Annotated in this window: 23 protein-coding genes and 1 pseudogene; 12 read left to right on the forward strand and 12 right to left on the reverse strand. The window is 65.0% G+C overall.

The features are described from left to right. The first annotated feature begins 3 nt into the window (after positions 1–3). From kdpB to AC54AF_RS04915, 5 genes are all read left to right on the forward strand, one after another. On the forward strand, positions 4–2,082 hold the full coding sequence (gene kdpB / locus AC54AF_RS04895) for a potassium-transporting ATPase subunit KdpB (protein ID WP_496635618.1): 2,079 nt from the start codon (positions 4–6) through the stop codon (positions 2,080–2,082). 10 nt (positions 2,083–2,092) lie between these two features. Further along, a complete protein-coding gene (gene kdpC / locus AC54AF_RS04900) occupies positions 2,093–2,668 on the forward strand; it encodes a potassium-transporting ATPase subunit KdpC (RefSeq protein WP_496635619.1) in 576 nt (191 codons plus the stop codon). Between the two features lie 126 nt (positions 2,669–2,794). Next, positions 2,795–5,536 (forward strand): DUF4118 domain-containing protein, encoded by a 2,742-nt coding sequence (locus AC54AF_RS04905; RefSeq protein WP_496635620.1) that lies wholly within the window; start codon positions 2,795–2,797, stop codon positions 5,534–5,536. Continuing rightward, positions 5,533–6,231, forward strand: coding sequence for a two-component system response regulator KdpE (gene kdpE / locus AC54AF_RS04910; protein WP_496635621.1), 699 nt, complete (start codon positions 5,533–5,535; stop codon positions 6,229–6,231). Before AC54AF_RS04905 ends, kdpE begins: the two co-directional genes overlap by 4 nt. A gap of 132 nt (positions 6,232–6,363) precedes the next feature. Next, a complete protein-coding gene (locus AC54AF_RS04915; protein WP_496635622.1) occupies positions 6,364–7,113 on the forward strand; it encodes a TorF family putative porin in 750 nt (249 codons plus the stop codon). Positions 7,114–7,252: 139 nt separating this feature from the next. On the opposite strand, the gene AC54AF_RS04920 is transcribed toward AC54AF_RS04915, so the two are convergent. The 3 genes from AC54AF_RS04920 to AC54AF_RS04930 are packed head-to-tail and all read right to left on the reverse strand — an operon-like array spanning position 7,253 to position 9,124. Next, positions 7,253–7,771: a P-loop NTPase family protein gene (locus AC54AF_RS04920; protein ID WP_496635623.1), complete on the reverse strand. Its 519-nt coding sequence runs from the start codon at positions 7,769–7,771 to the stop codon at positions 7,253–7,255. Positions 7,772–7,781: 10 nt separating this feature from the next. Continuing rightward, positions 7,782–8,819, reverse strand: a complete 1,038-nt coding sequence (dapA, locus tag AC54AF_RS04925) for a 4-hydroxy-tetrahydrodipicolinate synthase (protein ID WP_496635624.1) — start codon at positions 8,817–8,819, stop codon at positions 7,782–7,784. Continuing rightward, a complete protein-coding gene (locus AC54AF_RS04930) occupies positions 8,816–9,124 on the reverse strand; it encodes a hypothetical protein (protein ID WP_496635625.1) in 309 nt (102 codons plus the stop codon). Before AC54AF_RS04930 ends, dapA begins: the two co-directional genes overlap by 4 nt. Positions 9,125–9,343: 219 nt before the next feature. On the opposite strand from AC54AF_RS04930, the gene AC54AF_RS04935 reads away from it, so the two are divergent. The 3 genes from AC54AF_RS04935 to AC54AF_RS04945 are packed head-to-tail and all read left to right on the forward strand — an operon-like array spanning position 9,344 to position 11,415. After that, positions 9,344–10,339 carry a gamma-glutamyl-gamma-aminobutyrate hydrolase family protein gene (locus AC54AF_RS04935; protein WP_496635626.1) on the forward strand — a complete coding sequence of 332 codons (996 nt, stop codon included), beginning with the start codon at positions 9,344–9,346 and terminating at the stop codon, positions 10,337–10,339. Continuing rightward, positions 10,336–10,836 carry a hypothetical protein gene (locus AC54AF_RS04940; protein ID WP_496635627.1) on the forward strand — a complete coding sequence of 167 codons (501 nt, stop codon included), beginning with the start codon at positions 10,336–10,338 and terminating at the stop codon, positions 10,834–10,836. The genes AC54AF_RS04935 and AC54AF_RS04940 overlap by 4 nt, the downstream gene beginning before the upstream one ends. A gap of 30 nt (positions 10,837–10,866) precedes the next feature. Then, positions 10,867–11,415: an alginate lyase family protein gene (locus AC54AF_RS04945; RefSeq protein WP_496635628.1), complete on the forward strand. Its 549-nt coding sequence runs from the start codon at positions 10,867–10,869 to the stop codon at positions 11,413–11,415. Here AC54AF_RS04945 and AC54AF_RS04950 read toward each other — a convergent pair whose 3' ends face one another. From AC54AF_RS04950 to AC54AF_RS04985, 8 genes and pseudogenes are all read right to left on the reverse strand, one after another. After that, positions 11,416–13,887: a TonB-dependent siderophore receptor gene (locus AC54AF_RS04950; RefSeq protein WP_496635629.1), complete on the reverse strand. Its 2,472-nt coding sequence runs from the start codon at positions 13,885–13,887 to the stop codon at positions 11,416–11,418. Between the two features lie 95 nt (positions 13,888–13,982). Beyond that, the gene (locus AC54AF_RS04955) at positions 13,983–14,762 is read right to left on the reverse strand and encodes a FecR family protein (RefSeq protein ID WP_496635699.1); all 780 of its coding nucleotides are present in this window, start codon (positions 14,760–14,762) and stop codon (positions 13,983–13,985) included. Positions 14,763–14,816: 54 nt separating this feature from the next. Next, positions 14,817–15,299: pseudogene (locus AC54AF_RS04960) on the reverse strand (sigma-70 family RNA polymerase sigma factor); the annotation flags it as partial. Between the two features lie 203 nt (positions 15,300–15,502). After that, the gene (locus AC54AF_RS04965; protein ID WP_496635630.1) at positions 15,503–16,633 is read right to left on the reverse strand and encodes a YbdK family carboxylate-amine ligase; all 1,131 of its coding nucleotides are present in this window, start codon (positions 16,631–16,633) and stop codon (positions 15,503–15,505) included. After that, entirely contained in the window at positions 16,634–17,821 is a 1,188-nt protein-coding gene (locus AC54AF_RS04970; RefSeq protein WP_034780723.1) for a cation:proton antiporter, read from the reverse strand. A gap of 313 nt (positions 17,822–18,134) precedes the next feature. After that, positions 18,135–19,304, reverse strand: a complete 1,170-nt coding sequence (locus AC54AF_RS04975; protein ID WP_496635631.1) for a vWA domain-containing protein — start codon at positions 19,302–19,304, stop codon at positions 18,135–18,137. Then, positions 19,298–19,936, reverse strand: a complete 639-nt coding sequence (locus AC54AF_RS04980; RefSeq protein ID WP_131685540.1) for a GNAT family N-acetyltransferase — start codon at positions 19,934–19,936, stop codon at positions 19,298–19,300. The genes AC54AF_RS04975 and AC54AF_RS04980 overlap by 7 nt, the downstream gene beginning before the upstream one ends. Positions 19,937–19,945: 9 nt before the next feature. After that, positions 19,946–20,815 (reverse strand): AAA family ATPase, encoded by an 870-nt coding sequence (locus AC54AF_RS04985; RefSeq protein WP_034780284.1) that lies wholly within the window; start codon positions 20,813–20,815, stop codon positions 19,946–19,948. A gap of 221 nt (positions 20,816–21,036) precedes the next feature. Here AC54AF_RS04985 and AC54AF_RS04990 point away from each other — a divergent pair, with 221 nt between their 5' ends. Continuing rightward, a complete protein-coding gene (locus AC54AF_RS04990; RefSeq protein WP_092796428.1) occupies positions 21,037–21,366 on the forward strand; it encodes a c-type cytochrome in 330 nt (109 codons plus the stop codon). Positions 21,367–21,380: 14 nt separating this feature from the next. Further along, the gene (locus AC54AF_RS04995; RefSeq protein WP_131685787.1) at positions 21,381–21,722 is read left to right on the forward strand and encodes a c-type cytochrome; all 342 of its coding nucleotides are present in this window, start codon (positions 21,381–21,383) and stop codon (positions 21,720–21,722) included. A gap of 154 nt (positions 21,723–21,876) precedes the next feature. On the opposite strand, the gene norR is transcribed toward AC54AF_RS04995, so the two are convergent. Continuing rightward, on the reverse strand, positions 21,877–23,433 hold the full coding sequence (gene norR, locus AC54AF_RS05000) for a nitric oxide reductase transcriptional regulator NorR (protein ID WP_496635632.1): 1,557 nt from the start codon (positions 23,431–23,433) through the stop codon (positions 21,877–21,879). A 150-nt stretch (positions 23,434–23,583) separates the two neighbouring features. Between norR and nirK the strand changes: the two genes are divergently transcribed. Then, positions 23,584–25,065: a copper-containing nitrite reductase gene (gene nirK, locus AC54AF_RS05005; RefSeq protein ID WP_496635633.1), complete on the forward strand. Its 1,482-nt coding sequence runs from the start codon at positions 23,584–23,586 to the stop codon at positions 25,063–25,065. A gap of 26 nt (positions 25,066–25,091) precedes the next feature. Then, positions 25,092–25,769, forward strand: coding sequence for an iron-sulfur cluster repair protein YtfE (ytfE, locus tag AC54AF_RS05010; RefSeq protein ID WP_496635634.1), 678 nt, complete (start codon positions 25,092–25,094; stop codon positions 25,767–25,769). Positions 25,770–25,776 lie beyond the last annotated feature (7 nt).

The following is a 25,776-nucleotide window of genomic DNA, read 5'->3' on the forward strand; positions in this document are numbered from 1 at the left end:
ACCATGTCACGCACAAGCCTGACCTTGTTCGATTCCGCATTGATTGGCCCCGCCATCGTCGATGCGTTCAAAAAGCTTGACCCCCGCACGCAGTGGCGCAGCCCCGTGATGTTCGTCGTCTATGTCGGCAGCATCATCACGACCCTGCTGGCCATCCAGGCCCTGAATGGCCAGGGCGAGGCGCCATTCGGCTTCATCGTTGCCGTCGCCGTGTGGCTGTGGTTTACCGTGCTGTTTGCGAACTTCGCCGAAGCGCTGGCCGAGGGCCGCAGCAAGGCGCAGGCGGCCTCGCTGCGCGCCCTGAAGCAGACGGTGATGGCAAAGAAAATGCAAACGCCGAAGTACGGCACCTCCTGGCTGCCCACGCCGGCCACCGACCTGCGCAAGGGCATGACGGTGCTGGTCGAGGCGGGCGACGTGATTCCCGCCGACGGCGAAGTGACGGCCGGCGTGGCCTCCGTCGATGAAAGCGCCATCACGGGCGAATCGGCGCCCGTCATCCGCGAATCGGGCGGCGACTTTTCCGCCGTCACGGGCGGCACCCGCGTGCTGTCGGACTGGCTGCTGGTGCGCGTTTCCGTCAACCCGGGAGAAGCCTTCATCGACCGCATGATCGCCATGGTCGAAGGCGCCAAGCGCCAGAAGACGCCGAACGAGATCGCCCTGACGATCCTGCTCGTGGCCCTGTCGATCGTCTTCCTGGTCGTCACCGTGACCTTGCTGCCGTACTCGCTGTTTTCCGTGGCGGCGGCCGGCAGCGGCACGCCAGTGACGATCACCGTGCTGATCGCGCTGCTCGTGTGCCTGATTCCGACCACCATCGGCGGCTTGTTGTCGGCCATCGGCGTGGCCGGCATGAGCCGCATGATGCAGGCCAATGTGATCGCCACCTCGGGCCGCGCCGTGGAGGCGGCAGGCGACGTGGACGTGCTGCTGCTCGACAAGACGGGCACCATCACCCTGGGCAACCGCCAGGCGTCAAGCTTTGTGCCTGCGCCCGGCGTGACGGAGCAGCAGCTGGCCGATGCGGCGCAGCTGGCCTCGCTGGCCGATGAAACGCCGGAAGGGCGCAGCATCGTCGTGCTGGCCAAGCAGAAGTTCAACATCCGCGAACGCGAGATGGCCAGCCTGCACGCCACCTTCGTGCCCTTCACGGCGCAAACGCGCATGAGCGGCGTGGATATCCCGGGCGAACAGCAGGTGCGCCAGCTGCGCAAGGGCGCGGCCGACTCCATGAAGAAGTACGTGGAAGCGCTGGGCCAGCCGTATCCCGCCGAGGTGGGACGCGCCGTCGACGACATCGCGCGCCGCGGCAGCACGCCGCTGGTGGTGGTCGATGATGGTCGCGTCATGGGCGCCGTGGAGCTGAAGGATATCGTCAAGGGCGGCATCAAGGAGCGCTTCGCGGAATTGCGCCGCATGGGCATCAAGACCGTCATGATCACGGGCGATAACAAGCTGACGGCAGCGGCGATTGCCGCCGAAGCGGGCGTGGACGATTTCCTCGCCGAGGCGACGCCGGAAGACAAGCTCAAGCTGATTCGCAGCTACCAGGCCGAAGGCCGCCTGGTGGCCATGACGGGCGACGGCACCAACGATGCGCCCGCGCTGGCCCAGGCCGACGTGGCCGTGGCCATGAACTCGGGCACGCAGGCGGCGAAAGAGGCGGGCAATATGGTCGACCTCGATTCGAACCCGACCAAGCTGCTGGAAATCGTTGAAATCGGCAAGCAGATGCTGATGACGCGCGGTTCCCTGACGACGTTCTCGATTTCGAACGACATCGCCAAGTACTTCGCCATCATCCCGGCCGCCTTCGTGGGCACCTATCCGCAACTGAAGGCGCTCGACATCATGCACCTGGCCAGCCCCGCTTCGGCCATCATGTCGGCAGTGATCTTCAATGCCCTGATCATCGTCGTGCTGATTCCATTGGCGCTGAAAGGCGTGCAATACCGGGCCATCGGCGCGGCCAGCCTGTTGCGCCGCAATCTGCTGATCTACGGCCTGGGCGGCATCGTCCTGCCCTTCATCGGGATCAAGCTGATCGACATGCTGCTGTCCGTACTCAATTTAGTCTAAAGGAACCATCATGAGCACTATCGTACGTCCCGCCCTGGTCCTGTTTGCCGCGCTGACCGTGATCTGCGGCGTCGTCTATCCGTTTGCCACGGCCGGTATCGGACAGCTGGCTTTCAACGATGAAGTCAACGGCAGCATCGTCGAGCGTGGTGGCAAGCCCGTCGGCTCGATGCTGATCGGCCAGTCCTTCACCTCGCCCAAGTATTTCTGGGGCCGGCCATCGGCCACCGCGCCGATGGCGAATAACGGCGCCGGTTCGGGCGGCTCGAACCAGGGGCCGACCAATCCGGCCCTGGTGGACGCCGTCAAGGCGCGCATCGCCGCCCTGAAGGAAGCTGATCCCGGCAATACGCGCGCCATTCCCGTCGACCTGGTGACGGCGTCGAGCAGCGGCCTGGATCCGGAAATCAGCCTGGCGGGCGCCCTGTACCAGGCGCCGCGTGTGGCACGCGTGCGCGCCGTGCCCCTGGCGCAGGTGGAAAACGCCATCGCCAAGGTGCAGAAAACCGCGTATATCGGCTTTTTCGGCGAACCGCGGGTGAATGTCCTGGAACTGAATCTGGCGCTGGATGCCATGGCAAAGTAAGCTGACAACGGTTGGTTGGCCGGCGTAAGCCGACATCACCGGCCAGGCCAACAATGTCGTCGGATTACGCGCGCCCTTCGGACGCGCTAATCCGACCTACAATGCCCAAGAAGATTAAAATACAACATGCTCCCCAACGACAGCCAACGCCCCGACCCTGATGCCCTGCTGGCGCAAGTGCAGGCGCAGGAAAAGAAAGCCGCGCGCGGCCGGCTGCGCATTTACTTCGGCGCCTCGGCCGGCGTCGGCAAGACCTACGCGATGCTGGCGGCCGCCCGCAAACTGCTGGCCGATGGCCAGGACTTGCTGGTGGGCGTGGTGGAGACGCATGGGCGCCAGGATACGGCGGCCCAGCTTGACGGTTTGCCCGTGCTGCCTCTGAAGGCGATCGAGTACCGGGGCAAGACGCTGTATGAGTTCGACCTGGACGAAGCGCTGCGGCGTGCGCCGCCGCTGATACTGATGGATGAACTGGCCCACTCGAACGTGGCCGGTTCGCGCCACCCAAAGCGCTGGCAGGATGTCGAGGAATTGCTGGCGGCCGGCATCGACGTGCTCTCCACCGTGAATGTGCAGCACCTGGAAAGCCTCAATGACGTGGTGGGGGGGATTACCGGCGTGCGCGTGGCCGAAACCCTGCCCGACACGGTGTTCGACCGCGCCGATGAAGTGGTGCTGGTCGATATCCCCGCCGACGAACTGCTGCGCCGCCTGAAGCAGGGCAAGGTGTATCAGCCGCTGCAGGCCGAGCGCGCGTCGCAGCATTTTTTCCGCAAGGGGAATCTGATCGCCTTGCGCGAACTGGCCTTGCGCCGCACGGCGGACCGGGTGCAGGATGACGTGCAAGCCTACCGCGTCGAAAAATCCATCAATCCCGTGTGGAAGACGGGCGCCGCGCTGCTCGCCTGCGTGGGACCGCACGCGGGTGGCGAACACGTGATCCGCAGCACGGCGCGCCTGGCCAGCCAGCTGAATGCCGAATGGCACGCGCTGTACGTGGAAACGCCGCGTTTGCAGCGCCTGCCGGCGGGCCAGCGCGAACGCATCCTGAAAACCCTGAAACTGGCGCAGGACCTGGGCGCGCGCACGGCCATTGTGCCGTCCGCCGACATCGCCGGCGCCGTGGTCGAGTATGCGCGCAGCGCGAATATCTCGAAAGTCATCGTGGGCCGTAGCCGCGCCGGCGCGCTGGCGCGCCTGTGGCATGCGCAGCCGGCCGCACGCATGGCCAGCCTGGCGCCTGATATCGATCTGATCGAGGTGGGCTTGCCGCCAGCCGATGCGGCGCCCCGGCGCGCGACGGGCAACGATGCGGAGGCGCCGCGCCGGTCATCGCGCCATTGGCGCTACATCCTGGCCGCCGGCGCCAGCCTGGCCACGGCGCTGGCCTCGGTCCCCCTGCAACCCTACCTGGACCTGGCCAATATCGCCATGCTGTCCTTGCTGACGGTGGTGCTGGTGGCCGTGCGCCTGGGGCGCGGGCCGGCGGCATTGGCCAGCCTGGTGGGAGTGGCCTCCTTTGATTTCATCTTCGTGCCGCCGCGTTTCTCGTTTGCCGTGGGCGATTTCCAGTATGTGATCACCTTTGGCGTGATGCTGGCCGTGGGCCTGATCACGGGGCACCTGACGGCCGGCCTGCGCTTCCAGGCGCGCGTGGCCTCGCACCGCGAAGCGCGCGCCCGCGCCCTGTACGAATTCTCGCGCGAGCTGTCCGGCGTGTTGCAGACGGAGCAGATTTTCGACATCACGAAAAGCGCCATCGAACGGGCTTTCCGCGCGCGCGCCACCTTGCTGCTGCCCGATGACGAAGGCAGCTTGCAGGCCCCGAACGGCGGCGATCCGCTCGATATCGGCATCGCGCAGTGGGCCTTCGACCATGCCCAGGCGGCGGGGACGGGCACCGATACCTTGCCGGCTTCGCCCATTTTCTACCTGCCTCTGATCGCACCGATGCGCACGCGTGGCGTGCTGGCGCTGCTGCCGCTCGATGGCGCGCAGCGGGGGCGCTGGCTGCTGGTGCCGGAACAGCGCCAGCACCTCGATACCTTCGCCGCGCTGGCGGCCATCGCGCTCGAGCGCGTGCATTACATCGACGTTGCCCAGGGCGCGCTGCTGCAGATGGAGTCCGAGCGGCTGCGCAATTCGCTGCTGGCGGCCCTGTCGCACGACTTGCGCACGCCCTTGACGTCGCTGGTGGGCCTGGCCGAATCGCTGGCCCTGTCCCGGCCTGCGTTGTCGCCAGCGCAGCTGGACATGGCCCGCTCGCTGCAGTCCGAAACCGTGCGCATGAGCGCCCTGGTGGCGAATTTGCTGGACATGGCGCGCATCGAGAGCGGCCAGGTACGCCTGAACCTGCAATGGCAGGCGCTGGAAGAGGTGGTGGGCAGCGCGCTGCGCGCCAGCGGCCCGCAATTGCAGCAGCATGCCGTGCAGACGCAGCTGGCGCCGGACTTGCCGCTGGTGCGCTACGACGCCGTGCTGATCGAACGCGTGCTGTGCAACCTGCTGGAAAATGCGGCCAAGTACACGCCGCCCGGCAGCACCATCACGGTCGCGGCCGGAATCCACGGCCAGTTCCTGCAGGTGACGGTGCTTGACGATGGCCCGGGCTTGCCGCCCGGCCGCGAAGAAGCCATCTTTGAAAAATTCACGCGTGGCGAGCGCGAATCGAACAAGCCGGGCGTCGGGCTGGGGCTGGCCATTTGCCGCGCCATCGTCGAGGCCCACGGCGGCACCATCCACGCGCAGCCGCACGCGCCGGGACTGGGCGCAGCCATCGTCTTCAGCCTGCCGCTGGGCACGCCTCCGGCGCCGCCAGAAATAGAGCTCGACGACGCGAACGACTTTGAAACAGGAAAACCATCATGAACGAACCTTCCGCCACCGCCTTGCTGGTCGAGGATGAACCGCAAATCCGCCGCTTCGTGCGCGCCGCGCTGGAAGACGAGGGCTGGCAGATTTTCGAATCCGCCACCATGCAGCGGGGCCTGATCGATGCCGGCACGCGCCGGCCCGACCTGATCGTGCTGGACCTGGGGCTGCCCGACGGCGACGGCATCGATTTCATCGCCGACATCCGCAAATGGTCGGCCGTGCCCATCATCGTGCTGTCGGCGCGGGTCGACGAGCAGGACAAGATCCGCGCGCTCGACGCTGGCGCCGACGACTATCTCACCAAGCCGTTCGGCGTGGGCGAGCTGCTGGCCCGCGTGCGCGCCACCCTGCGCCGCCAGCGCCAGCCTGCCGCCAGCGACGATGGCGTGGTGCAGTTCGGCGACGTGCGGGTCGACCTGAAGGACCGCCTGGTGACGCGCAACAGGCAGCTGGTGCACATGACGCCGACGGAATTTCGCATGCTGTCGGTGCTCGTGAAGAACGCGGGCAGGGTGGTCACCAATCCGCAGCTGCTGCGCGAAGTGTGGGGGCCGTCGAACAGCGAGAACGGCCACTACCTGCGCATCTACATGGGCCATCTGCGCCAGAAGCTGGAAGCCGATCCGGCCCAGCCGCAGTACCTGCTGACGGAAACGGCCGTCGGCTACCGGCTGCTGCTGCCGCTCTAACACCTGTCAATCCCCTGGTTGAAAACAGGCGCCGCGCGCGCCGGGGGGACGCTTTACCTGATTTTTTTGCAGCGGCGGGCCAGCTGCGCCATGTTGGCAAAGGCCCATACCACCAATGAAGAAGAAAAAACCATGAATAAAATGATACTCGCAAGCGCCATCGCAGCAGCATTCGTCGGCGGCCTGGCTCACGCGGAAGAGGCCAAGCCGGAGCATCAGGTCAGCTTCAACGTCGCCGGCGTGTCCGACTACCGCTACCGCGGCATTTCGCAGACGCGCCTGAAGCCTGCGCTGCAGGGCGGCGTTGACTACGTCAACAACCCGACGGGCCTGTATGCGGGCGCCTGGGCTTCCACCATCAAGTGGACCAAGGATGCGGGCGGCAGCGGCGACGTGGAAGTGGACCTGTATGCGGGCAAGCGCGGCCAGTTGAACGATGCCATTGGCTATGATGTCGGCGTGCTCGCCTATGTGTACGCGGACAACGGCTTGAAGCACATCGCCGGTCTGGCCGACGCGGACACGCAGGAAGTCTACGGCCAGTTGTCGTATGGCCCCGCCTACATCAAGTATTCGCATGCCGTCTCGAACCTGTTCGGCATCGTCAACAGCAAGAACAGCGGCTACCTGGACATCGGCGCGAATATCGATATGACGAACGGCTGGACCGGCAACCTGCATGCGGGCCACCAGAAGGTCAAAAACAACGATGCGGCTAGCTACACGGACTGGAAGGTGGGCGTCACGCGCGACTTCGGTGTCGTGACGGGCGCGCTGGCCGTCATCGGCACGAACGCGGGCAAGTCCGCCTATGCCTCGCCAGTGAATGGCAAATTCATGGGCAAGACGGCGCTGCAGCTGACCGTCAGCAAGACGTTTTAATGGACTGGGTTGAGTGAGAGAAGAGGCGGCGCATGCGCCGCCTTTTTTGCGTGCCGAGAGCGGGGTCAGTCACTGCGTGATCGGAGCGCGTCCCATTGGGGGGCGCTCCCCCGTCGGGTCTGACCCCAGCTGTCGAGAGCTATGCTGCGCGGTGATGGTTGTCGAAAACGGCGCAATACAGCTGTCCCAGGCTGACCACGCGGGCGGCCGGAATCTGCGCGGCCAGGGCATGGGCGGGTGCCGTTTGCGTGTCTGTTGCCAGCAGGACGCGCAGGTTCGGATTGACGCTGCGCGCGTGCGCGATGCGGCGCGCCAGGCCAGCCTGCGCGGCGCCATCGACGACACCGTCCTGCGGCACCACCAGCACGCGCGCGGCGATCAGGGCCGAACGGCTGCCCATGGAGTCGCGGCCTTCGCTGTCGATGACGATGTCGTGGTAGCAGTTCACCAGGTGTTCCAGCTCCGGCTGCAAGCCCTTGGCGCTGATGGCGCGGGCCATCAGGCGCGGCCGCGTCAGGCTGCCGTGCATGGCGCCGTCGTGCATGTTCCTGGCCTGCGCCATGGCGCCCTGGCGCGGATCGGCATCGAGCAGCAATACCTTGCGTCCGGCCAGCGCGCGCGAGGCGGCCAGCCGCCCGGCCAGGATGGATTTCTCCATCCCCCCGCGTTCATCCGTGATGGCGATGATCATCTTGGCGCACGGCGGGCATGATGTTGGTGGCTGAAACTAGCTGCAGCAGGCAGCCTTCGCGCGGCGCGTCCCTGTCGCTGGCTGTCCATACGGGCAGTTCCATCAGGGGTTCGAGTGCTGCGGCCAGGGCGGCCTGGCCGGCAGACGACATCGGCGTCATCGGCAGGCGCAATGCGTCGCGTACCTTGCCCTGCATGGCCAGTGCCGCCTTCACGGGAGCGGGATTCGGTTCGGCAAACAGCAGGCGGATGACGGGCAGCATGGTCTTGAACAAGGCGCCGGCGGCGCCGTGGCGGCCCTGCCTGACCAGTTGGTACAGCTGCGCATACAGGTCGGGGCGCACCTGGGCGGCGGCCGACATGGCACCGTGGCCGCCCATGGACAGGCTGGCCAGCAGCAGCGCATCGTCGCCGCACAGGACGTCCAGGCGCGTATCGAGCAGCAGTTCGCCCAGCTGCTGCAGCTTGCCGCCCGCTTCCTTGATGGCGACGAAGTGCGAGTCGCGCGCCAGCAGGGCCGCCGTCTGCGGTTCGATGTTGACGCCCGTGCGGGCCGGCACGTTGTACAGCACGATGGATTGGTCGGTGGCGGCAGCGATGGCCTGGAAGTGGCGCACGATGCCGTCCTGCGAAGGGCGCACATAGGCGGGGGCCGAGACCAACAGGCCGGCCAGCGGATGGTCGTTGTAGCGCTGCACGGCGGAGACGACGCTGCGCGTATCGCTGCCGCCGATGCCCATCACGACGGGGAAGCGGGGACCGACGGCTTCGAGCACGCTATCGAGCAGCATGGTCTGTTCGGCGGCGCTCAGCATGGCCGCTTCGCCCGTGGTGCCGCACACTACCAGGCCATCGATGCCGCTGGCGGCCAGCTCGCAAGCGAGCTGCTGGGCGGCGTCGAAGTCGATGTCTCCATCGCCATCACGGAATGGCGTGACCATCGGTACCCAGATGCCCTGGAAGTGCGCGGTGATGCGCATGGAAGACATCGCGTGGTCGCAGGCATACTGGTTCATAGCGATTTCCCCTGGCTGATGCGGCCAAATTCCGCCGCCGGCAGCAGGCGCATGACGGCATCCATGGTCAGGCGCAGGGCCGGTTCCGTCACGCACAGCCAGACTTTCATGCGTTCGGCATGGTCGACTGCCTCGACGCGCATGAACGACAGCATGCCGCCGCAGGTTCTGACGACCAGCTGGCGCAGCTCGGCCAGGCAGGCTTTGTCGACCGTGATGTGCATGAGGAAGGTGGGCAGGCGGTGGTGGCGATGGGGCAGTGCTTGATGCGCTTGATGCGTTTGCAGGCGTGAATGGGGTTCCATGGTGGCTTTGCAGCGGTGGTTGAGGTACGTTCAAGATTAGCAGCGGGGGCGTAAAGATTCTCTAAAAAGCGGGGGCGTTGGCGTAAACGGGCTGTATGCGTGAGGTTTGGGCGTGTTGCGCGGATGCGCCGTGCGTGGGCTTTTGTTACAAAATTGAATCGTGCTTTCCGGGGCAGGGGTTTATATTGAAAACGTCTCCGCTTTTCAGTCAGCCTTGCCATGTCAGACGAAAAAGATCCCCAGCATCCTCCTTCCATCGATCCTGCAGCGCCAGCGCGGCCTGACCGGGTGGGCCGCCGGGCGCCCGATGATGAGCACCGCGCGCGCGACGCCGCTCCCCGCTACCTGAAGGATAACGACACGCCGCTGGCGCTGGCCTGGCGCGTGATCTCGTCGCGCTACCGCTCCATGCGCGACAAGGCCAGCCGCGATTTCATGCGGCGCACCCTGCGCATCGGCATCTCGGCGCGCATTTTCCACCCGGAGCCGGGCGCCACTGGCCTGCGCAGCAAGAACCTGCAATACCTGGAAGAGTCGATCGCCCAGTGGGTCATGTCGCGCGACGTGCTGGTGTTCATGATCCCGACGGTCAATACCAGTGGCCAGCTACACCCGAGCAATATCACCTTGCGCCACTATGCGCGCCACCTGGACGGCCTGGTGCTGCAGGGCGGCGCCGACGTCTCGCCGCAGACGTATTCCGAGGCGGCCACGCGCCCCGAATGGAGCGGCGACCGCGCGCGCGACCTGTACGAACTGGAACTGCTGCACGAATTCGTCGATGCGGGCAAGCCCGTGCTGGGCATTTGCCGCGGCTGCCAACTCATCAACGTCGGCTTTGGCGGCACCCTGTACCAGGATATCGCCTCGGACGTGGAAGGCGCCACCTCGCACGTCAACGACTTGTATGACCGCCACCGCCACAGCATCGTCTTCCCGAAAGGCTCGTCGCTGGCAGGCATGTTCCCGAAGGCGGGCGAGGCGCTCGTCAATTCCATCCACCACCAGTCCGTCAAGGACCTGGGGCGCGACGTCACCGTGGAAGCGTATTCGCAAGGGGACAACATCGTCGAGGCCATCCGCTACCAGCGGGCCCGCTTCGTCATGGGCTTGCAGTGGCATCCGGAATTCCATTCGGCGGGCGGCGTCGAGCTGCTCGATTGCACGCCCATCCTCGATAACTTCCTGCGCGCGGCGCGGGAGACGCGGTTTTGAGCACGCATCTGCTGCGCCGGCGCACCGTGCTGGCTAGCCTGCTGGCGTTGCCCCTGGCGGGCTTGCGCGCGGCGCCGCGCCCGCATGAGGGGCCGCTGCCGTTTGCGCTGACGTCCGCCGCGCGCGCCCGCATGCTCAAGGCGCGGGTGGCGCCGGCCATTGCCGGACAGGTGCTCAAGGTGGCGCGCAAGGATGCGGCGCGGCCCGTGCACCTGATGGCCGAAGTGCGCACGGGCGGCTTGCTGAAGGGAGAAGGCGGGCGCGAGGCCAGCCAGCAGGCGCAGGAGGACTGGCGCCAGGCGCGCCTGCAGGCGCTGGCGTGGAGATTGTCGGGCGAGATGGCGCATTTCGAGGCGGCGCGCCAGCTGCTGCTGGCCTGGAGCGGCGGCTACCAGCCCTCATTCAGTCCCGTCGACGAGACGGAACTGGCCAGCCTGCTGATGGGTTTTGACCTGATACAGGAGCGCTTGAACGGCGTCGAGCGCGAGCAGGTGTAGGCGTTTTGCCGCACCCTGGCGCAAGGGTATTTGAGCGACCCCATCAAGGTAGGCGGTCCGTCCACGGCGCGCAACAACTGGCATAGCCACCGCATCAAGATCGGCACGGCCGCCGCGTATGTCACGGGCGACGCCTTGCTGGTCGCGCGGGCGAAGGAGCGCTTCCTGGCGCACGTGCCGCGCAATATCGGCGCCGGGGGCGTGCCCTTCGACTTCGAGCAGCGCGATGCCCTGCACTACGCCACCTACAGCCTGGAGCCGCTGCTGACGACAGCCCTGATGGCGCAGGCGCATGGCGACGACTGGTATGGCGCACCGGAAGCGCGGCGCCTGGCCGAGGCGCTGGCCTGGCTGGCGCCGTACGCGCAGGGCAGAAAGACGCACGAGGAGTTTGCGAAAAGCGCCGTGCCTTTCGACCGCAAGCGCGTGGCGGCCGGTGAAAAGGGCTTTACGGGGAATTGGGAGCCGAAGGGCGCCGCCAATGTGTATCTGCTGGCGGCGCGCTTCGATCCCGCTTACCTGCCCCTGGCGCTGGAACTGCGCCCGCCAGCCTGGGCGCTGGCGTTGTATGGACGCTGATTAAAACTTCGTGCGCACGGTGAACATCACATTGCGCGGTTCGCCGTAGAAGCCCGTCTGGAACAGGCCCAGTCCCGTGAAGTATTTCTTGTCCAGCAGGTTGTTCACGTTGAGACTGGCCGTGACGTTCTTGCTGATCTCGTAGCGGGCCATCAGGTTGACCAGCGCGTAGCTGCCCTGCTTGATGCGTGAATAATCCTCGATGGCGGGATTCCAGATATTGCCGTCGTAGCTGCTTTGCCAGTTGACGCCGCCTCCGACGGTCAGCTTGTCCAGGCTGGCCGGCAGGCGCCACGTGCCCTGTACGCGCACCAGGTGGGCAGGCTGCGTCGTTTGCAGCATGGTGGAAAACACGTCCTTGCCATCCGCGTCGCGCACGTGGGTGTAGGTGTAGCCGGCGCTCAGCCTCACATCCTGCATCACTTCGCCCGTCACTTCCATTTCCACGCCGCGGCTGGTGACGCCGTCGATGGCGGTATACGCTTCTTCGCCGTTGACTTGGCCCACAGAGCTGGCCACGTTGCTTTGACGGATCTGGAACAGGGACGCGCTGGCATTGACCTTGCCATCCAAATATTCTGCCTTCACGCCCGCCTCCACACCCTTGCCGCGCACGGGGGCGAGGAAGTTGCGGTTGATGTCGCGGTTGCTCTGTGGCGCGAAGATGCTGGTGTAGCTGCCGAACACGGAATAGGTCTTGTCGAGGTCATACACGACGCCCGCATACGGCGTGATGACGTTGTTTTCCTCGATGCGCGAGGTGATGCGCGCGGTCTTGGGATCGAAGAAGCTGCGGTCCTGCTTCTGCGTGTAGTTGCTGACGCGCGCGCCGAGAATCACCGACAGCGCGTCAATGGGATGCAGGCGCACGGCGCCATACAGGCCGCTCTGGCGCGTGCTGTCGTTGTCGTTGCCCAGGCGCTTGAACGCCGGTTCCGCGTACTGGCCGCGCCAGTCGAAATAACTGCCTTCGACGGGCGGGTAGACCGATTCGTAGACGGGGCCATCCTGCTTCGCCGTCGAACTGGAATAACCGAGCATCGCTTCATGCCGGCGGCCAAATGCGGTAAACGGGCCGCTGGCGTCGACGTTGACGGTGCTCTGGCGGCGGTCGCCCTTGTATTTGCCCATGTAGAAAAACGCGCCTTCGCCCGTGACAGGGGCGGGATTGCCGCCGCTGGCCGAACCGAGCACGCTGTCATGCTTGCTGCGCAACTGGTTGGCGCTCAATTTCACTTTCCACTCGTTGGCGAACGTATGTTCGAGCGACGTGAACAGCGTGGTGTTCTGCATGTCGCGGCGGCTCCAGTCCGTGGCCGGGTTCCACGAAGCGGGAAAATCCGTGCGGGTACCGTCGGACAGCAGGACGGGGAAGCCCGTCCAGGTCGAGCCGCGCGGCTTGTAATCCTGGTGCGTGAAGCCGGCCGTCAGCAGGGTGACTTGTGTCAGGTCCGCCTCGATGATGCCGTAGGCGATGGATTTCTGCTGCGTGTAGCGGTCCAGGTAGGAGTGCTTGTCCTGGTAGGCGCCCACCAGGCGGCCGCGCACCGTGCGACTGTCGTTCAGGGGGCCGGAGACATCGGCTTCGCCGCGGTAGTTGTCCCACGATCCCGCGCCCAGGGTTGCCGAGCCCTCGAATCTGGCGGTGGGGCGCTTGCGCACCATGTTGACGGTGGCCGACGGGTCGCCCGAACCGCTCATCAGGCCCGTTGCGCCTTTCAGCACTTCGATGCGGTCGTAGATGGCCATGTCGCTGTTCGTCGTACCCCAGTCGTAGACGCCGTCATAGATGGCCGACACGCCGTCGTACTGGAAATTGGTGACGGCAAAGCCGCGCGCCTGGAAGCTCCAGCGGTCGCTGTCGTAGTTTTGCACGCTCACGCCATTGACGTTCTTCATGACGTCGGAGACGGCGTTGCTGTTCTGGTCATCCATCTGCTGGCGCGTGACGATGGTCAGCGACTGCGGCGTTTCGCGCTGCGTCAACGCCAGGCCCGTGGCGCCGCTGGCGGGGCCGCCCGTATAGCTGCCGGTGCCGCTGGTGGCGGCGCTGCGCTCAGCCGCCGCCACCACGGTGACGCCGCTCATGACGGCCACGCCGCGGCTGTCCGCCGAGGCAGTATCCGTGCCGGCGGGGATCTTTTGCAGCAGGTAGCCGCCATTCGATTGCGGCACGGCTTGCAGGCCGCTGCCGGCCAGCAGCACGCGGAAACCGTCATGCAAACTGTAGCTGCCCTGCAGGCCGGCGCTGCGCAAGCCTTGCGTGGCATCGCTGGAGAACGACAACAGGATGGCGCTGTCGCTGCCGAAGCGCGTCAGCACGTCACCCAAGGAGCCTGCGGGGATGCTGTAGCTGCGCACTTGCCGGGTTTGTGCCTGGGCTGATGCCGGCAGGGCCAGGGCCAGGCCGATCTGCGACAGGGCGCAGGCCAGGACGGTGCGGGTCAGGAGGGAACGTGAAGCGTGGTGCATGGAATAAGACCTTTCGTGGATGCGCAAGATGGAGACTGCCTACATTCCAAGTCACGCGAGCACGGCGAAACAGCTCACTTTGCAGAAAATTTAATTCAGCGGGCCGCCAGTTCGACCCTGACGACTTGATGGCCCCAGAGGCGCGTGACGGTATTGCGCCGCAATTGCAGGCTGGCGCCGACGGCGTCGAGGATGGCGCCGACATCGGCCAGCGGGTAGGAGCCGGAGACGCGCAGGCTGGCGATGGCCGGCGCGCAGCCCAGCGGATGCTCGCTGTAGCGCGACAGCTCGGCGAGGAAATCGGCCAGGCGCATGTCGCGTGCCACCAGCATGCCATCGAGCCAGGCGCCGCCATACGGCGCCAGCGCCTGGTGATGCGCGTTGGCGTTGTCGAAATGCGCGCCTTCGCCGGGACGCAGCACCAGGCGCTGTGCGCCATCATCGGCCAGCACGGCGACGGCCCCTTCGAGCACGCCGGCGCTGGCGTATTGCTCGTGCAGGCGCACGGTGAACCGCGTGCCCAGCGCCTGCAGGCTGCCATGCGGCGTGCCGACGAAGAAGGGCCGTCGCGCCGCATCCTTGCCGGTGGCGATAAAGATTTCGCCGGCCAGCAGTTCGATGCGCCTCTGTTCGCCGTCGTAAGCGATATTCACGGCGCTATGCGTGTTGAGCGTGAGCTGCGTGCCATCGTCCAGGGTCACGATGCGGCGCTGGTTGACTCCGGTGCGATAATCGGCCATCCAGCCGCGCCAGGGGCTGCGGCGTTCGAACGCATACAGCGAGGCGCCGCAGGTCAGCAGCAGTGCCAGGGTCTTGACGGCATGGCGGCGCGGTGCATGCGCTTGCACGCAGGCGCGAACCAGGGTCGCGTGCATGGCCGGCGGCAGGTGTTCATGCTGCGTTTGCAGCTGCTGCCACGCCTGCGTGGCGCTGCCGGCCCGCTGCAGATGGCGTTTTACTGTCGCCAGCGAGATACCGAGCTGGCGCGCGATGTCTTCCTGCGGCAGCTCGTCGAGCTGGCGTAGCAAAAAAGCCCGTTTCACAGGAGGCGGCAAACCGTCGAGCATGCGGTCGAGCTCAAACACGGTGGCCAGCAGCAGCGCCCGTTCTTCCGGCGACGGCGCATGCCGGGGCGGCAGCTGCGACAGCACGTCGAGGTAAGCCTGTTCGAGTTTCTGGCGGCGGTAGTGGTTGAACAGCACGCGCTGCGCGACGGTGGCGAGATAGGCGCGCGGCTCGCGCGCGGCGACGGCGTCCTCGCGGTCGAGCAGGCGCACAAAGGTGTCATGCGCCACGTCGGCCGCGCAGGCCGTGCTGCCTAGTTTCTTGCGCAGCCAGCCCTGCAGCCAGCCGTGGTGGTCGGCATATAGTGTCGCGATGTCCTGGCGTTGTAGCGGCTCTGCCAGCGGCATCGCGTTCCCCTTGCATGGCCGGCCCGGCTGGGCTGGCGTTTTTAAACAATAATAAGAATCATTCTCATTGTATCAAGCGGGAGAGGGGGCTGTAAATGACGGGGAGGCGGGGTGTGGTTTTTTTGGGTTGACGTTGTTGAATGCAGGGGTCTGACCCGGCGGGTCAGACCCCATGGACGCGACGTTGGCTAGACTGGACAGCGTCAATAATTCATCGGCTCGCCGCGAAAACATCTGATTGCCGAATCAACCATGCCCTCGGCGCTGCCCTGCAGGCTGTGCTGCTTGCGCAGGTATTGCGCATCGCTCCACTGCTTGGCCACGTCCGACAGGTGTTTCAGGGCCGGCGCGCTGCCCAGCGCCTCGGCGTGCGGTTCCATCTTGCGCAGGGTGGTCATGATGTCTTCGCGCAGCGACATCGTCTCGTAGGTTTTCGGATGCGTGATGGCGCCATCGAGGCCGAAGCGGCAAGCCTGGAAGCGGTTGTAGTTGTACACGAGGTAATCGTCTTCCACCGGCGGCACCTCCTTGCGTTCGAGCAGGTAGCGGCACAGCGCCTGCAGGTAGGCGGCCAGCGCGGCGGCCCGCTCCACCGTCAGCGGCGTGTCGCACACGCGCAGTTCGATGGTGCCGAATTCCGGCTTGGGACGGATATCCCAGTAAAAATCCTTCATGCTCTTGATGATGCCCGTGTTCTCCATCTTGGCGAAATACTCGTTGGAGAACTGCTCCCAGCTCAGCGTAAACGGCGCGCGTCCGCTCATGGGAAAGGCGAACACGGAATTGAGGCGCGCGGAATCGAACAGCGTGTCGCGTCCCTGCACGTAGGGCGAGGAAGCCGACAGGGCGATGAAGTGGGGGATGTAGCGGTTCAGCGAATGCAGCAGGAACATGGCGTCGTCGCCCGAGGCGCAGCCGATGTGCACGTGCTGGCCGAAGATGGTGAACTGTTTGGCCAGGTAGCCGTACAGTTCCGAAATCTCCTGGAAGCGTGGCTTGGAAAAGATCTTTTGCGACGACCATTGCTGGAACGGGTGCGTGCCGCCGCCCGCGATGCCGATATTGAGCTTGTCGCCGGCCGTGATCAAGGTGTCGCGGATTTCCTGCAACTGCGCCAGCAGGGGGCCGTGATGCGTGTGCACGCTCGAGTTGATCTCGATCATGCTCTCGGTGATTTCCGGCGTGACGTTGCCGGGAAACGGCTTCTTGTTCAGCAGATGCAGCAGGTCGGGGCTGGCGGCCGTCAAGTCATAGTCCGACAGGTTCACCAGTTGCAGTTCGAGTTCGACGCCGAAGGTCAGCGCGGCCGATTGGCCAAAGGGTTCCAGCGGCATTTAGCGCTCCTTGATTTCGTGGGTTTCTTTTGCCAGCATCAGCACGCGCTGCACCAGCACGGGGCCGACCAGTTCCAGGCCCAGGGTGATGGCGGCCAGCGCGTTCAATTCGTCGCCGAAGTTCACGCCGTGCTGGCGCGCGTGTTCGAGCAGCAGGATGATGAAGACGGAGACGGGCGTCAGCGCCACGCCCGTCAGCACGCCCTTGCGCCAGGAAATGCCGCTCACGTGCGAGAACGCGGCCACGCCGACGACTTTGGTCAGCAAGCGTCCGCCGACGACGGCCAGGGCCAGCCCCGCGCCGGCCGCCACGCTGGCCCATTCCAGGGTCGAGGCGGCATACACGAACAGCAGCACCGTCAGCAGCTCGCCCAGCGCGCCGAAATTGCGTTGCGCCTGGCTGAAGGCGACCCTGCGGTGGCGCGCCACCAGGCCAAACGTGAGGGTGGCCAAGAGCGGCGACAGGCTGGTGGTGTAGGTCAGGGCGACGAGCAGCATCACCGACAGCGCGAACGCCACGGTGGCATCCTGCGCCATGTTGCCCAGGCGGCGCAGCATGGCCGGCACGACGATGCCGAAGACGGTGCCGGCGGCCACGGAGGCGGCCAGCACGGCGGCGCTGCTGCTGCTCGCTTCGATCAGGTCGGTGGAGCTCTGGAACATCCAGAAGCCGACGATGATGTTGAACGTGAAGACGGCCAGCACGCAATTGAGTGCGGTGAGGTGGACGATGCGTTCCGTGACCTGGCCCGAGCTGCGCTCCTCGTTGATGACGCGCATGATGGTGGCCGGTGAGGTGGACATGGCCAGGGACGCCAGCAGCAGCGCCGTCATCGAGGTGCTGCCGAATTCGATGCCGATGAAGTAGACGACGGCAAAGGTCAGCAGGGATTCGACCAGGCCCGTGACGGCGATCCACGGATTGTTCTTCAGCCAGCGCAGGTTGATGCGGTAGCCGACCTCGAACAGGATCAGGCCGAAGGCCACGTCGGCCAGCACCAGCATGGGACCGGCGTCCGTCTGCGGCAGGATGCCCACCTGCGTCTGCGCGAGGACGAAGCCGATCACGCCATAAAAACTGATGCGCGGCAGGCCCGTCCAGCGGTGGCCGAATTCGCCCACCACCCAGGCCAGGGTAATGGCGAACGGCCAGGACAGGTCGGCGGCGATCGAGATCAGACTTTGCATGCTCATTCCTTTGAAAATGGCGCTGGCACCGGCCGGCAGCACGGGGGCTGGCGCGGCAATGTCGTGGTGCAGCGATGGTGCATTGTTTGCGCAGAGCGATGCGCCGATTCTACCGGAGCAGAAGGCGCGCACGATGTGCGCAATCGAACAGTGTCGCGGCCATGGCGGCCGCGCACAGGATGCAGCAGGTTAGGGCAGGGCTGGTATCAGCGTATGGTACCCGCCCGCAGCGGAGAGGCTCCGCACTGTAGTGCCGTGTCGCAGTGTACGGCATGGCGGCCCCCCGCCGCCATGGACTTTTTGTCGTGCGTCTTTATTTACTAAGCAGACGCATGCCACGCTCCAGCCCATCGATCGACAGGGGGAACATGCGGTTGTTCATCAATTGCCGCATCACGCCAATCGATTGGCGGTACTGCCACAGGCCTTCTGCTTCCGGATTGAGCCAGATGAATTTCGGGAACGCCTGGGTAAAGCGCGCCAGCCACGTCGATCCCGCTTCCTCGTTGTTGTATTCGACCGAACCGCCCGGTTGCAGGATTTCATAGGGGCTCATGGTGGCATCACCGACGAAAATCAGCTTGGTGTCGGGCGGGTATTTGCGCAGCACGTCCCAGGTGGGAAAACGCTCGGCGTTACGGCGCCGGTTGTTCTTCCACAAGTAGTCGTAGACGCAGTTATGGAAGTAAAAGAACTCCATGTTCTTGAATTCCGTCTTCGCCGCCGAAAACAGCTCCTCGGTGCGCTCGATATGGTCGTCCATGCTGCCGCCCACGTCATACAGCATCAGCACCTTGATGCGGTTCTTGCGCTCGGGCCGCATCCTGATGTCGAGATAGCCCGCGTTATTCGCCGTGGCGGCGATGGTGGCGTCGAGCGCCAGTTCGTCTTCCGCGCCTTCGCGCGCGAACTTGCGCAGGCGGCGCAGGGCCACCTTGATATTGCGCGTGCCCAGTTCGCGCTCGCCGTCGTAATCCTTGTAGCTGCGCGCTTCCCATACTTTCACCGCCGTGCGGTTGCCGCCCTTGCCGCCGATGCGGATGCCTTCAGGGTTCGTGCCGCCATTGCCGAACGGCGAGGTGCCTCCCGTACCTATCCACTTGCTGCCGCCCTCGTGGCGTTCCTTCTGCTCCTTCAGCAGCTCGTTCAGGCGGTCCATCAGCTTGTCGTAGCCGAATTTTTCCAGCTGCGCTTTCTGCTCCTCGGACAACTCGCGCTGCATGCGTTTGAGCAGCCAGTCGAGCGGAATCGCCGCGTTCGTCTCGAAGGCCGCGTTGACGCCCTTGAAGTACTGCGCAAACGCGCGGTCGAACTTGTCGAAATGGGCTTCATCCTTGACCAGGGTCAGGCGCGCCAGATAGTAAAAGTCGTCCATCGAGGCGTCGATGACGTTCTTTTGCAGCGCTTCGAGCAGGGTCAAAAATTCCTTGATCGAGACGGGAATCTTCGCATCCTTGAGCGTGAAGAAGAAATCGATCAGCATGGCGCCGGCTCTCCCGCGCGGGGCAGTGCGGCGATGGGGCGCTGCGCCAGCTTGTAGCGCAGATGGGCGGCGATTTCCGGCCATTCGCCGCGCGCGATGCTGTACATGACCGTGTCGCGCACGGTGCCGTCGCGGCGCAGCGCATGGTGGCGCAGCACGCCGTCCTTTTTCGCACCCAGGCGTTCGATGGCCGCCTGCGAGGCATGGTTGAAATTGTCGGTGCGCAGGCCCACCAGCGCGCAGCCGAGCGTGTCGAAGGCGTGCGCCAGCAGCAGCAATTTGCAGGTGGTGTTGACGTGGCTGCGCTGGCAGCGCTTCGCATACCAGGTGTAGCCGATTTCCAGGCGTGCTATGGCCGGCACCACGTCGTGGTAGCTGGTGGTGCCGAGCACCTCGCCGCTGGCCACGTCGATGACGGCAAAGGCGAAGCGCGTTGGGCGCATCTCGATGCCCTTGAAAATGTACTGATCCACCTGGTCCGGTTCGGGCACGGAGGTGACGCGCAGATTCCACAGTTCGCCATCCATGGCTGCCGCGCGCAGGCCGGGCGCGTGGTGCGGCGCCAGCGCTTCGAGGCGGATGCCGTGCAGTTCCAGGGGGACGAAGACCTTGTCCGGGCTGATGTCGTTCACCGGCGCTCCTTAGCGGTTGGTGCGCGACATGAACATCAGGCGCTCGAACAGGTGCACGTCCTGCTCGTTTTTCAGCAGCGCGCCGTGCAGCGGCGGCACGACTGCCTTGTTATCCTTGCTGCGCAGCGCGTCAAAGGGGATGTCTTCGGCCAGCAGGAGTTTCAGCCAGTCGAGAAATTCCGAGGTCGACGGTTTTTTCTTCAGGCCCGGCACGTCGCGCACTTCATAGAAGGTTTGCAGCGCCTGCGCCAGCAATTCCTGTTTCAGGTGCGGGTAGTGGACGGCGACGATCTGCTCCATCGTGTCCTTGTCCGGGAATTTGATGTAGTGGAAGAAGCAGCGGCGCAGGAAGGCGTCCGGCAATTCCTTCTCGTTGTTCGAGGTGATGATGACGAGCGGGCGGTGGCGCGCCGTGACCATTTCGCGCGTCTCATACACATAGAATTCCATGCGGTCCAGTTCGCGCAGCAGGTCGTTCGGAAATTCGATGTCGGCCTTGTCGATCTCGTCGATCAGGAGCACCACCGGTTCAGGCGCAGTGAACGCCTGCCACAGCACGCCCTTGACGATGTAGTTCTGGATGTCGCGCACGCGCTCGTCGCCCAGCTGCGAATCGCGCAGGCGCGACACGGCGTCGTACTCGTACAGGCCCTGCTGCGCCTTGGTGGTCGATTTGATATGCCATTGCATCAGCGGCATGTTCAGCGCGGCCGCCACTTCCTCGGCCAGCATGGTCTTGCCCGTGCCCGGTTCGCCCTTGATCAGCAGCGGGCGTTGCAGGGTCAGCGCCGCATTCACGGCCAGTTTCAGGTCGGCGGTGGCGACATAGCTGTCGGAACCTTCGAAGCGTTGGCCTTGCTGGGTGTGCTGTGCTTGCATGAGCGGTCTGCCAAAGTGGGGAAATGGTGAGTATAAACAGAACTGTGGCGCACCGCCACGCGGACGGCCTGTGCCTGCCTGCCTACAATGCGGGTTTTATAGGTGGACTTGCAAGAATATCTTGGCTAGAATCGGCAAGCAGCAGATTAATTGTCAATACATAAAATCAATAAAAAACCAGCTCTGGCGTTTCTCCGATTACCTTTGTTCACATTGCCACTATGAAAAAAATATTTGCACTTCTCGTGCTTGCCGGCATAGCAAATGCCGTCACAGCGGCTGACATTGTAGGAAACGCCAAGGCAGCGACTGCCAAGGTGGAAATGTGTATCGGTTGCCACGGCATCCCCGGTTACAAGGCGACCTTCCCCGAAGTGTTTCAGGTGCCGATGATCGGCGGCCAGCCGGCAAAATATATCGAGAATGCGCTGCAAGCCTACAAGAAGGGCGACCGCAAGCACCCCAGCATGAAGGGCATCGCCAGCAGCCTGTCGGACCAGGATATCGCCGATGTCGCCGCGTATTATGCGCAACAAGCCAAGCCGAACTGAGGACCAGCCAGATGATGAAAACACTACTCGCCGCCCTCGTTTGCGCCACCGTTTCGTTCGGCGCCAGCGCCGCCGGCAATATCAACACGGGCAAGGCCCTGGCCGAAAAATACAGCTGCGCCACCTGCCACGGCAAGGATTACGCATCGCCCATCGACCCGTCGTACCCGAAACTGGCGGGCCAGCACAAGGATTACCTGGCACACGCCCTGACGGCGTATAAACGGGGCGACAAGGCCAACGGCCGCAACAACGCCATCATGGCGGGCCAGGTAAAACCGCTGAGCAACCAGGACATCAAGGACCTGGCCGCCTACTTCCACAGCCTGCCGAGCACGCTGGTGACGCAGCGCTGAGCGGTATCGTTTAGTCTATTGGTTGTTCTGAAACCTGAGAAAACCGTAGCGAGCGGCGATGAGTTGTGGCCGAGAAGCGGAGCTGTGCGAATGCACGGGGCCGCCGAGGCAGTGAGCATCGGAGGCCGCAAATCACGACGCGCAGTAGGTTTGCTCAGGCTTTCAGCCCCACCCGGCGCGCCAGCTTGTGCAAGTTGCTGGCGTCCAGCCCCAGTTGGCGCGCGGCGGCGGCCCAGTTATCCTGATGCAGCACCAGCGCCTGCCGGATGGCCTGGCGCTGGCTCGCTTCCACGATCTGATGCATGGACAGCAGCGGCGCGGATGCGCTGCCGCACGCGGCTGGCACTGGCGGCGGCGCATCCGCGCCGGATGGCGCTTCCAGCGCATCGAGGTCGAGCATATCCGTTTCCAGGGTCACGATGTCCTTGCGGTCCGCGCCGCGGATCACCGCTTTCAGCGCGGCCCGGCTGATCACATGTTCCAGTTCGCGCACGTTGCCGGGCCAGCGGTAATGGCAGAGCGCGTTTTCCGCCGCGGCGGACAGGCGCAGGCTGCGCAATCCCAGGCGCGCACGGTTCAGTTCCAGGAAACCGCCGGCCAGCAGCAGCACGTCGTTGCCCCGCTCGCGCAGCGGCGGAATCGGCACGGGATATACGGATAGACGGTGGTACAGGTCGGCGCGGAACGTGCCGTCGCGCACATGCTCGCGCAGGCTGCGGTTGGTGGCGGCGATCACGCGCACGTTGACCCGGCGCGGCCGGTCCGCGCCCAGGCGCTGGATTTCGCCATTTTGCAAGGTGCGCAGCAGCTTGGCCTGTATCGACAGCGGCAACTCCCCCACTTCATCGAGAAACAGGGTGCCCCCTTCGGCCGCCTCGAAGCGTCCGGGCCGGTCGCTGACGGCGCCGGAAAACGCGCCCCGTACATGGCCAAACAATTCGCTTTCGGCCAGGGACTCGGGCAAGGCCGCGCAATTGACGTGGATCAGGGGCTTGCCGGCGCGGCGCGACAGCCGGTGCAGGCGGTGCGCGCACAGCTCCTTGCCGACGCCCGTCTCGCCCAGCAGCAGCACGGGCAGCTCGGAATCGGCGACCACCTGCAATTCGTGCAGCAAGTGCGTGATGGCGCTGCTCTGGCCGACGAAATCGTGTTCCTCGCGCGGTGCTTGCGCATCGGCCAGCATGGCGCCGCCCGACAGGCGCAGGGCGCGGATTTCCGTTTCAAGGCGAGTCACGCGCACGGCCGCCTCGATGGCGCAGGCCAGTTCGCCCAGGTCGCGCTGCGCCTGCGTATCGAAGGTACCCACCTGCAGCGCATCGAGCGTGATCACGCCCCAGCGTTCGCCTTCCAGGTCCAGCGCCATGCCCATGCAGTCGTGCACGGGCAGCGGTTCGCCGGCCCGCTCGGCAATCAGGCCATCGTAGGGATCGGGCAGTGAGCTGTCGTGATGGAAGCACAGCACGCCGCGCCGCTGCAGGATGGCGGCCAGGCGCGGATGATCGGCGACGGCGAAGCGGCGTCCCAGCGCGTCGCTGGCCAGGCCGGCCATCGCCACGGGGCGCAGGTGCTCGCCATCGAGCTTGAGCAGGGCCACGGCCTCGCAGCCGAAGTGCGCGCGCAGGCTGCCGACGAGGCGCTGCAGGCGCACGGCCACGGGCAGGTCGGCGACCAGGTCGGTGAGCAGCAGCAGGTGGATGGCAGTGGTGGTCATAAGTACCATGCAGGGTACAACGAACCATGGCAAACAAGGGTCATTACGACCCTGCATTTTTCAAATCGTTGATTTAAAACAAGTTTTTCCTGGCACACGGCTTGCCTAGGTAAGGGGGCCGAACCGGCATACAAGACCAAGGAAAGCTTGATGAAAACGACTCCCTCCCTCCGCGCCATTGCCGCCGCCGTCTGCGTGCTGGCCATGCCCCTGTCCGTGCAAGCCCAGGCGAACCTGCCGGCCAGCGCCGCCGCCACTGCGGCCGCTGTCAGCCAACCCTCTGCCGCCGCCACGCTCAAGCGCTATGAACTGCAAACCAATATCGTCGACGGCAAGATGGTATTCATCGACGCCAAGGGCCAGGTCAACCCCGTGCTGGCGGCGAAAGTGGGCGACACGGTCGAACTCGTGCTGAAAAGCGGCGAAGGCGCCGAGCACGACCTGCTGATCCCGGAACTCAACGTGGCATCAAGCAAGTTCAGCGCCAATAGCGGCACCACCACCGTGCGCTTCAAGGTCACGCGCGCCGGCACGTTCACCTATTACTGCTCGATTCCCGGCCACCGCCAGATCGGCATGGAAGGCAAGCTGGAAGTGACTGGCACCTCGCTGGCCGAGAAGGCGGCGCCTGCCAGCGCGGCCAGCGAATCGAGCCAGGCCGCCGCGCTGGCCCTGTACACGCCTGCGCCGTCGCCGATGCGCGGTCCCGATCCCTCGGCCGTCAGCGTGGCCGCCAATCCGGCCTCCGTGCCAACTGCCATCGGTGCGCGCGCGCCGCAAACCCTGAAATACCGCATGGAGACCGTGGAACTGCCGGGCAAGCTCGATGACGGCACCAGTTTTACGTACTGGACCTTCAACCGGCAAGTGCCCGGCCCCATGCTGCGCGCGAAGGTGGGCGACACGGTGGAACTGACCCTGTTCAATGCCAAGGACAGCAAGATGATCCACTCGATCGACCTGCACGCCGTGACGGGCGGGCATGGCGGCGGACAGCACACGCAGGTGGCGCCGGGGCAGGAAAAAACCGTCACCTTCAAGGCGCTCAATCCGGGCCTGTACGTGTACCACTGCGCCACGCCGCTGGTGCCACAGCATATCGCGGCCGGCATGTACGGCATGATCCTGGTCGAACCGGAAGGCGGCCTGTCAAAAGTCGACCGCGAGTATTACGTGATGCAGGGCGAGATGTACACGGGCCGTCCGCACGGCGCGCCCGTGCACCAGGAACCGAACCTGGAAAAAATGGCCAATGAACTGCCCGACTACTACGTCTTCAACGGCGAAGTGGGCGCCCTGAGCAAGACGCACAAATTGCAGGCGAAAGTCGGCGAGACGGTGCGCATCTATTTCGGCGTCGGCGGCCCGAACAAGATTTCATCGTTCCACATCATCGGCGAGATATTCGACAAGGTGTACAGCGAAGGCTCGATCAGCAGCCCGAAACACGACGTGCAAACCACCCTGGTGGCACCGGGCGGCGCGACCATCGTCGAACTCAAGGTACAGCACCCGGGCAGCTACCTGCTGGTCGACCATGCGCTGTCGCGCGCCGGCAAGGGCGCCGTGGGCGTGCTGGAAGTGACTGGCGAGCCCGTGCCTGGCGTCTACCACGCGGGCGCCCGTCAATAAACCCTATTCATCCTCAAGGAACTGTTATGGAAATGATCGAGCTATCCCTGGGCCAGCTGGCCCGCCGCATCCCCGGCGCCACGCGCCTGTTCGATGCGCACCGCCTGGATTTCTGCTGCGGCGGCAACAAGACCCTGCGCGCGGCGGCCGAAGCGGCCGGCGTGGACACGGCGCCCATCGTCGAGGAACTGCGGCTGCTGGCAGAACGCGCCGATACCAGCGGCGAGCGTGACTGGCAGGACGCCTCGGCCACCGAGCTGGTGGAGCACATCCTGGCGCGCTACCACGCCGTGCACCGCGAGCAGCTGCCCGAGCTGATACGCCTGGCGCGCAAGGTCGAGCAGGTGCATGGCGACCGCGCCGACTGTCCGCACGGGCTGGCGGAACACCTGTCGGCCATGGCGCAGGAGCTGGAAAGCCATATGCGCAAGGAAGAAGACGTGCTGTTCCCGATGATCGTGCGTGGCCAGGGCCCCCGGGCCGGCGCACCCATCAACGTGATGCGCATGGAGCACGACGACCATGGCGTGGCCTTGCGCGCCATGGAGGCAATGACGAACGATATCACCGCTCCTGGCGGCGCCTGCACCACCTGGCGCGCGCTGTACACGGGCTTGCGCACCTTCCGCGAAGACTTGATGGCGCACATCCATACCGAAAACAATATCCTGTTCGAGCGCTTTGCGCCGGCCGCGGTGCACTGACAAAGGA

The organism is Janthinobacterium sp. JF4 (genome assembly GCF_059617925.1).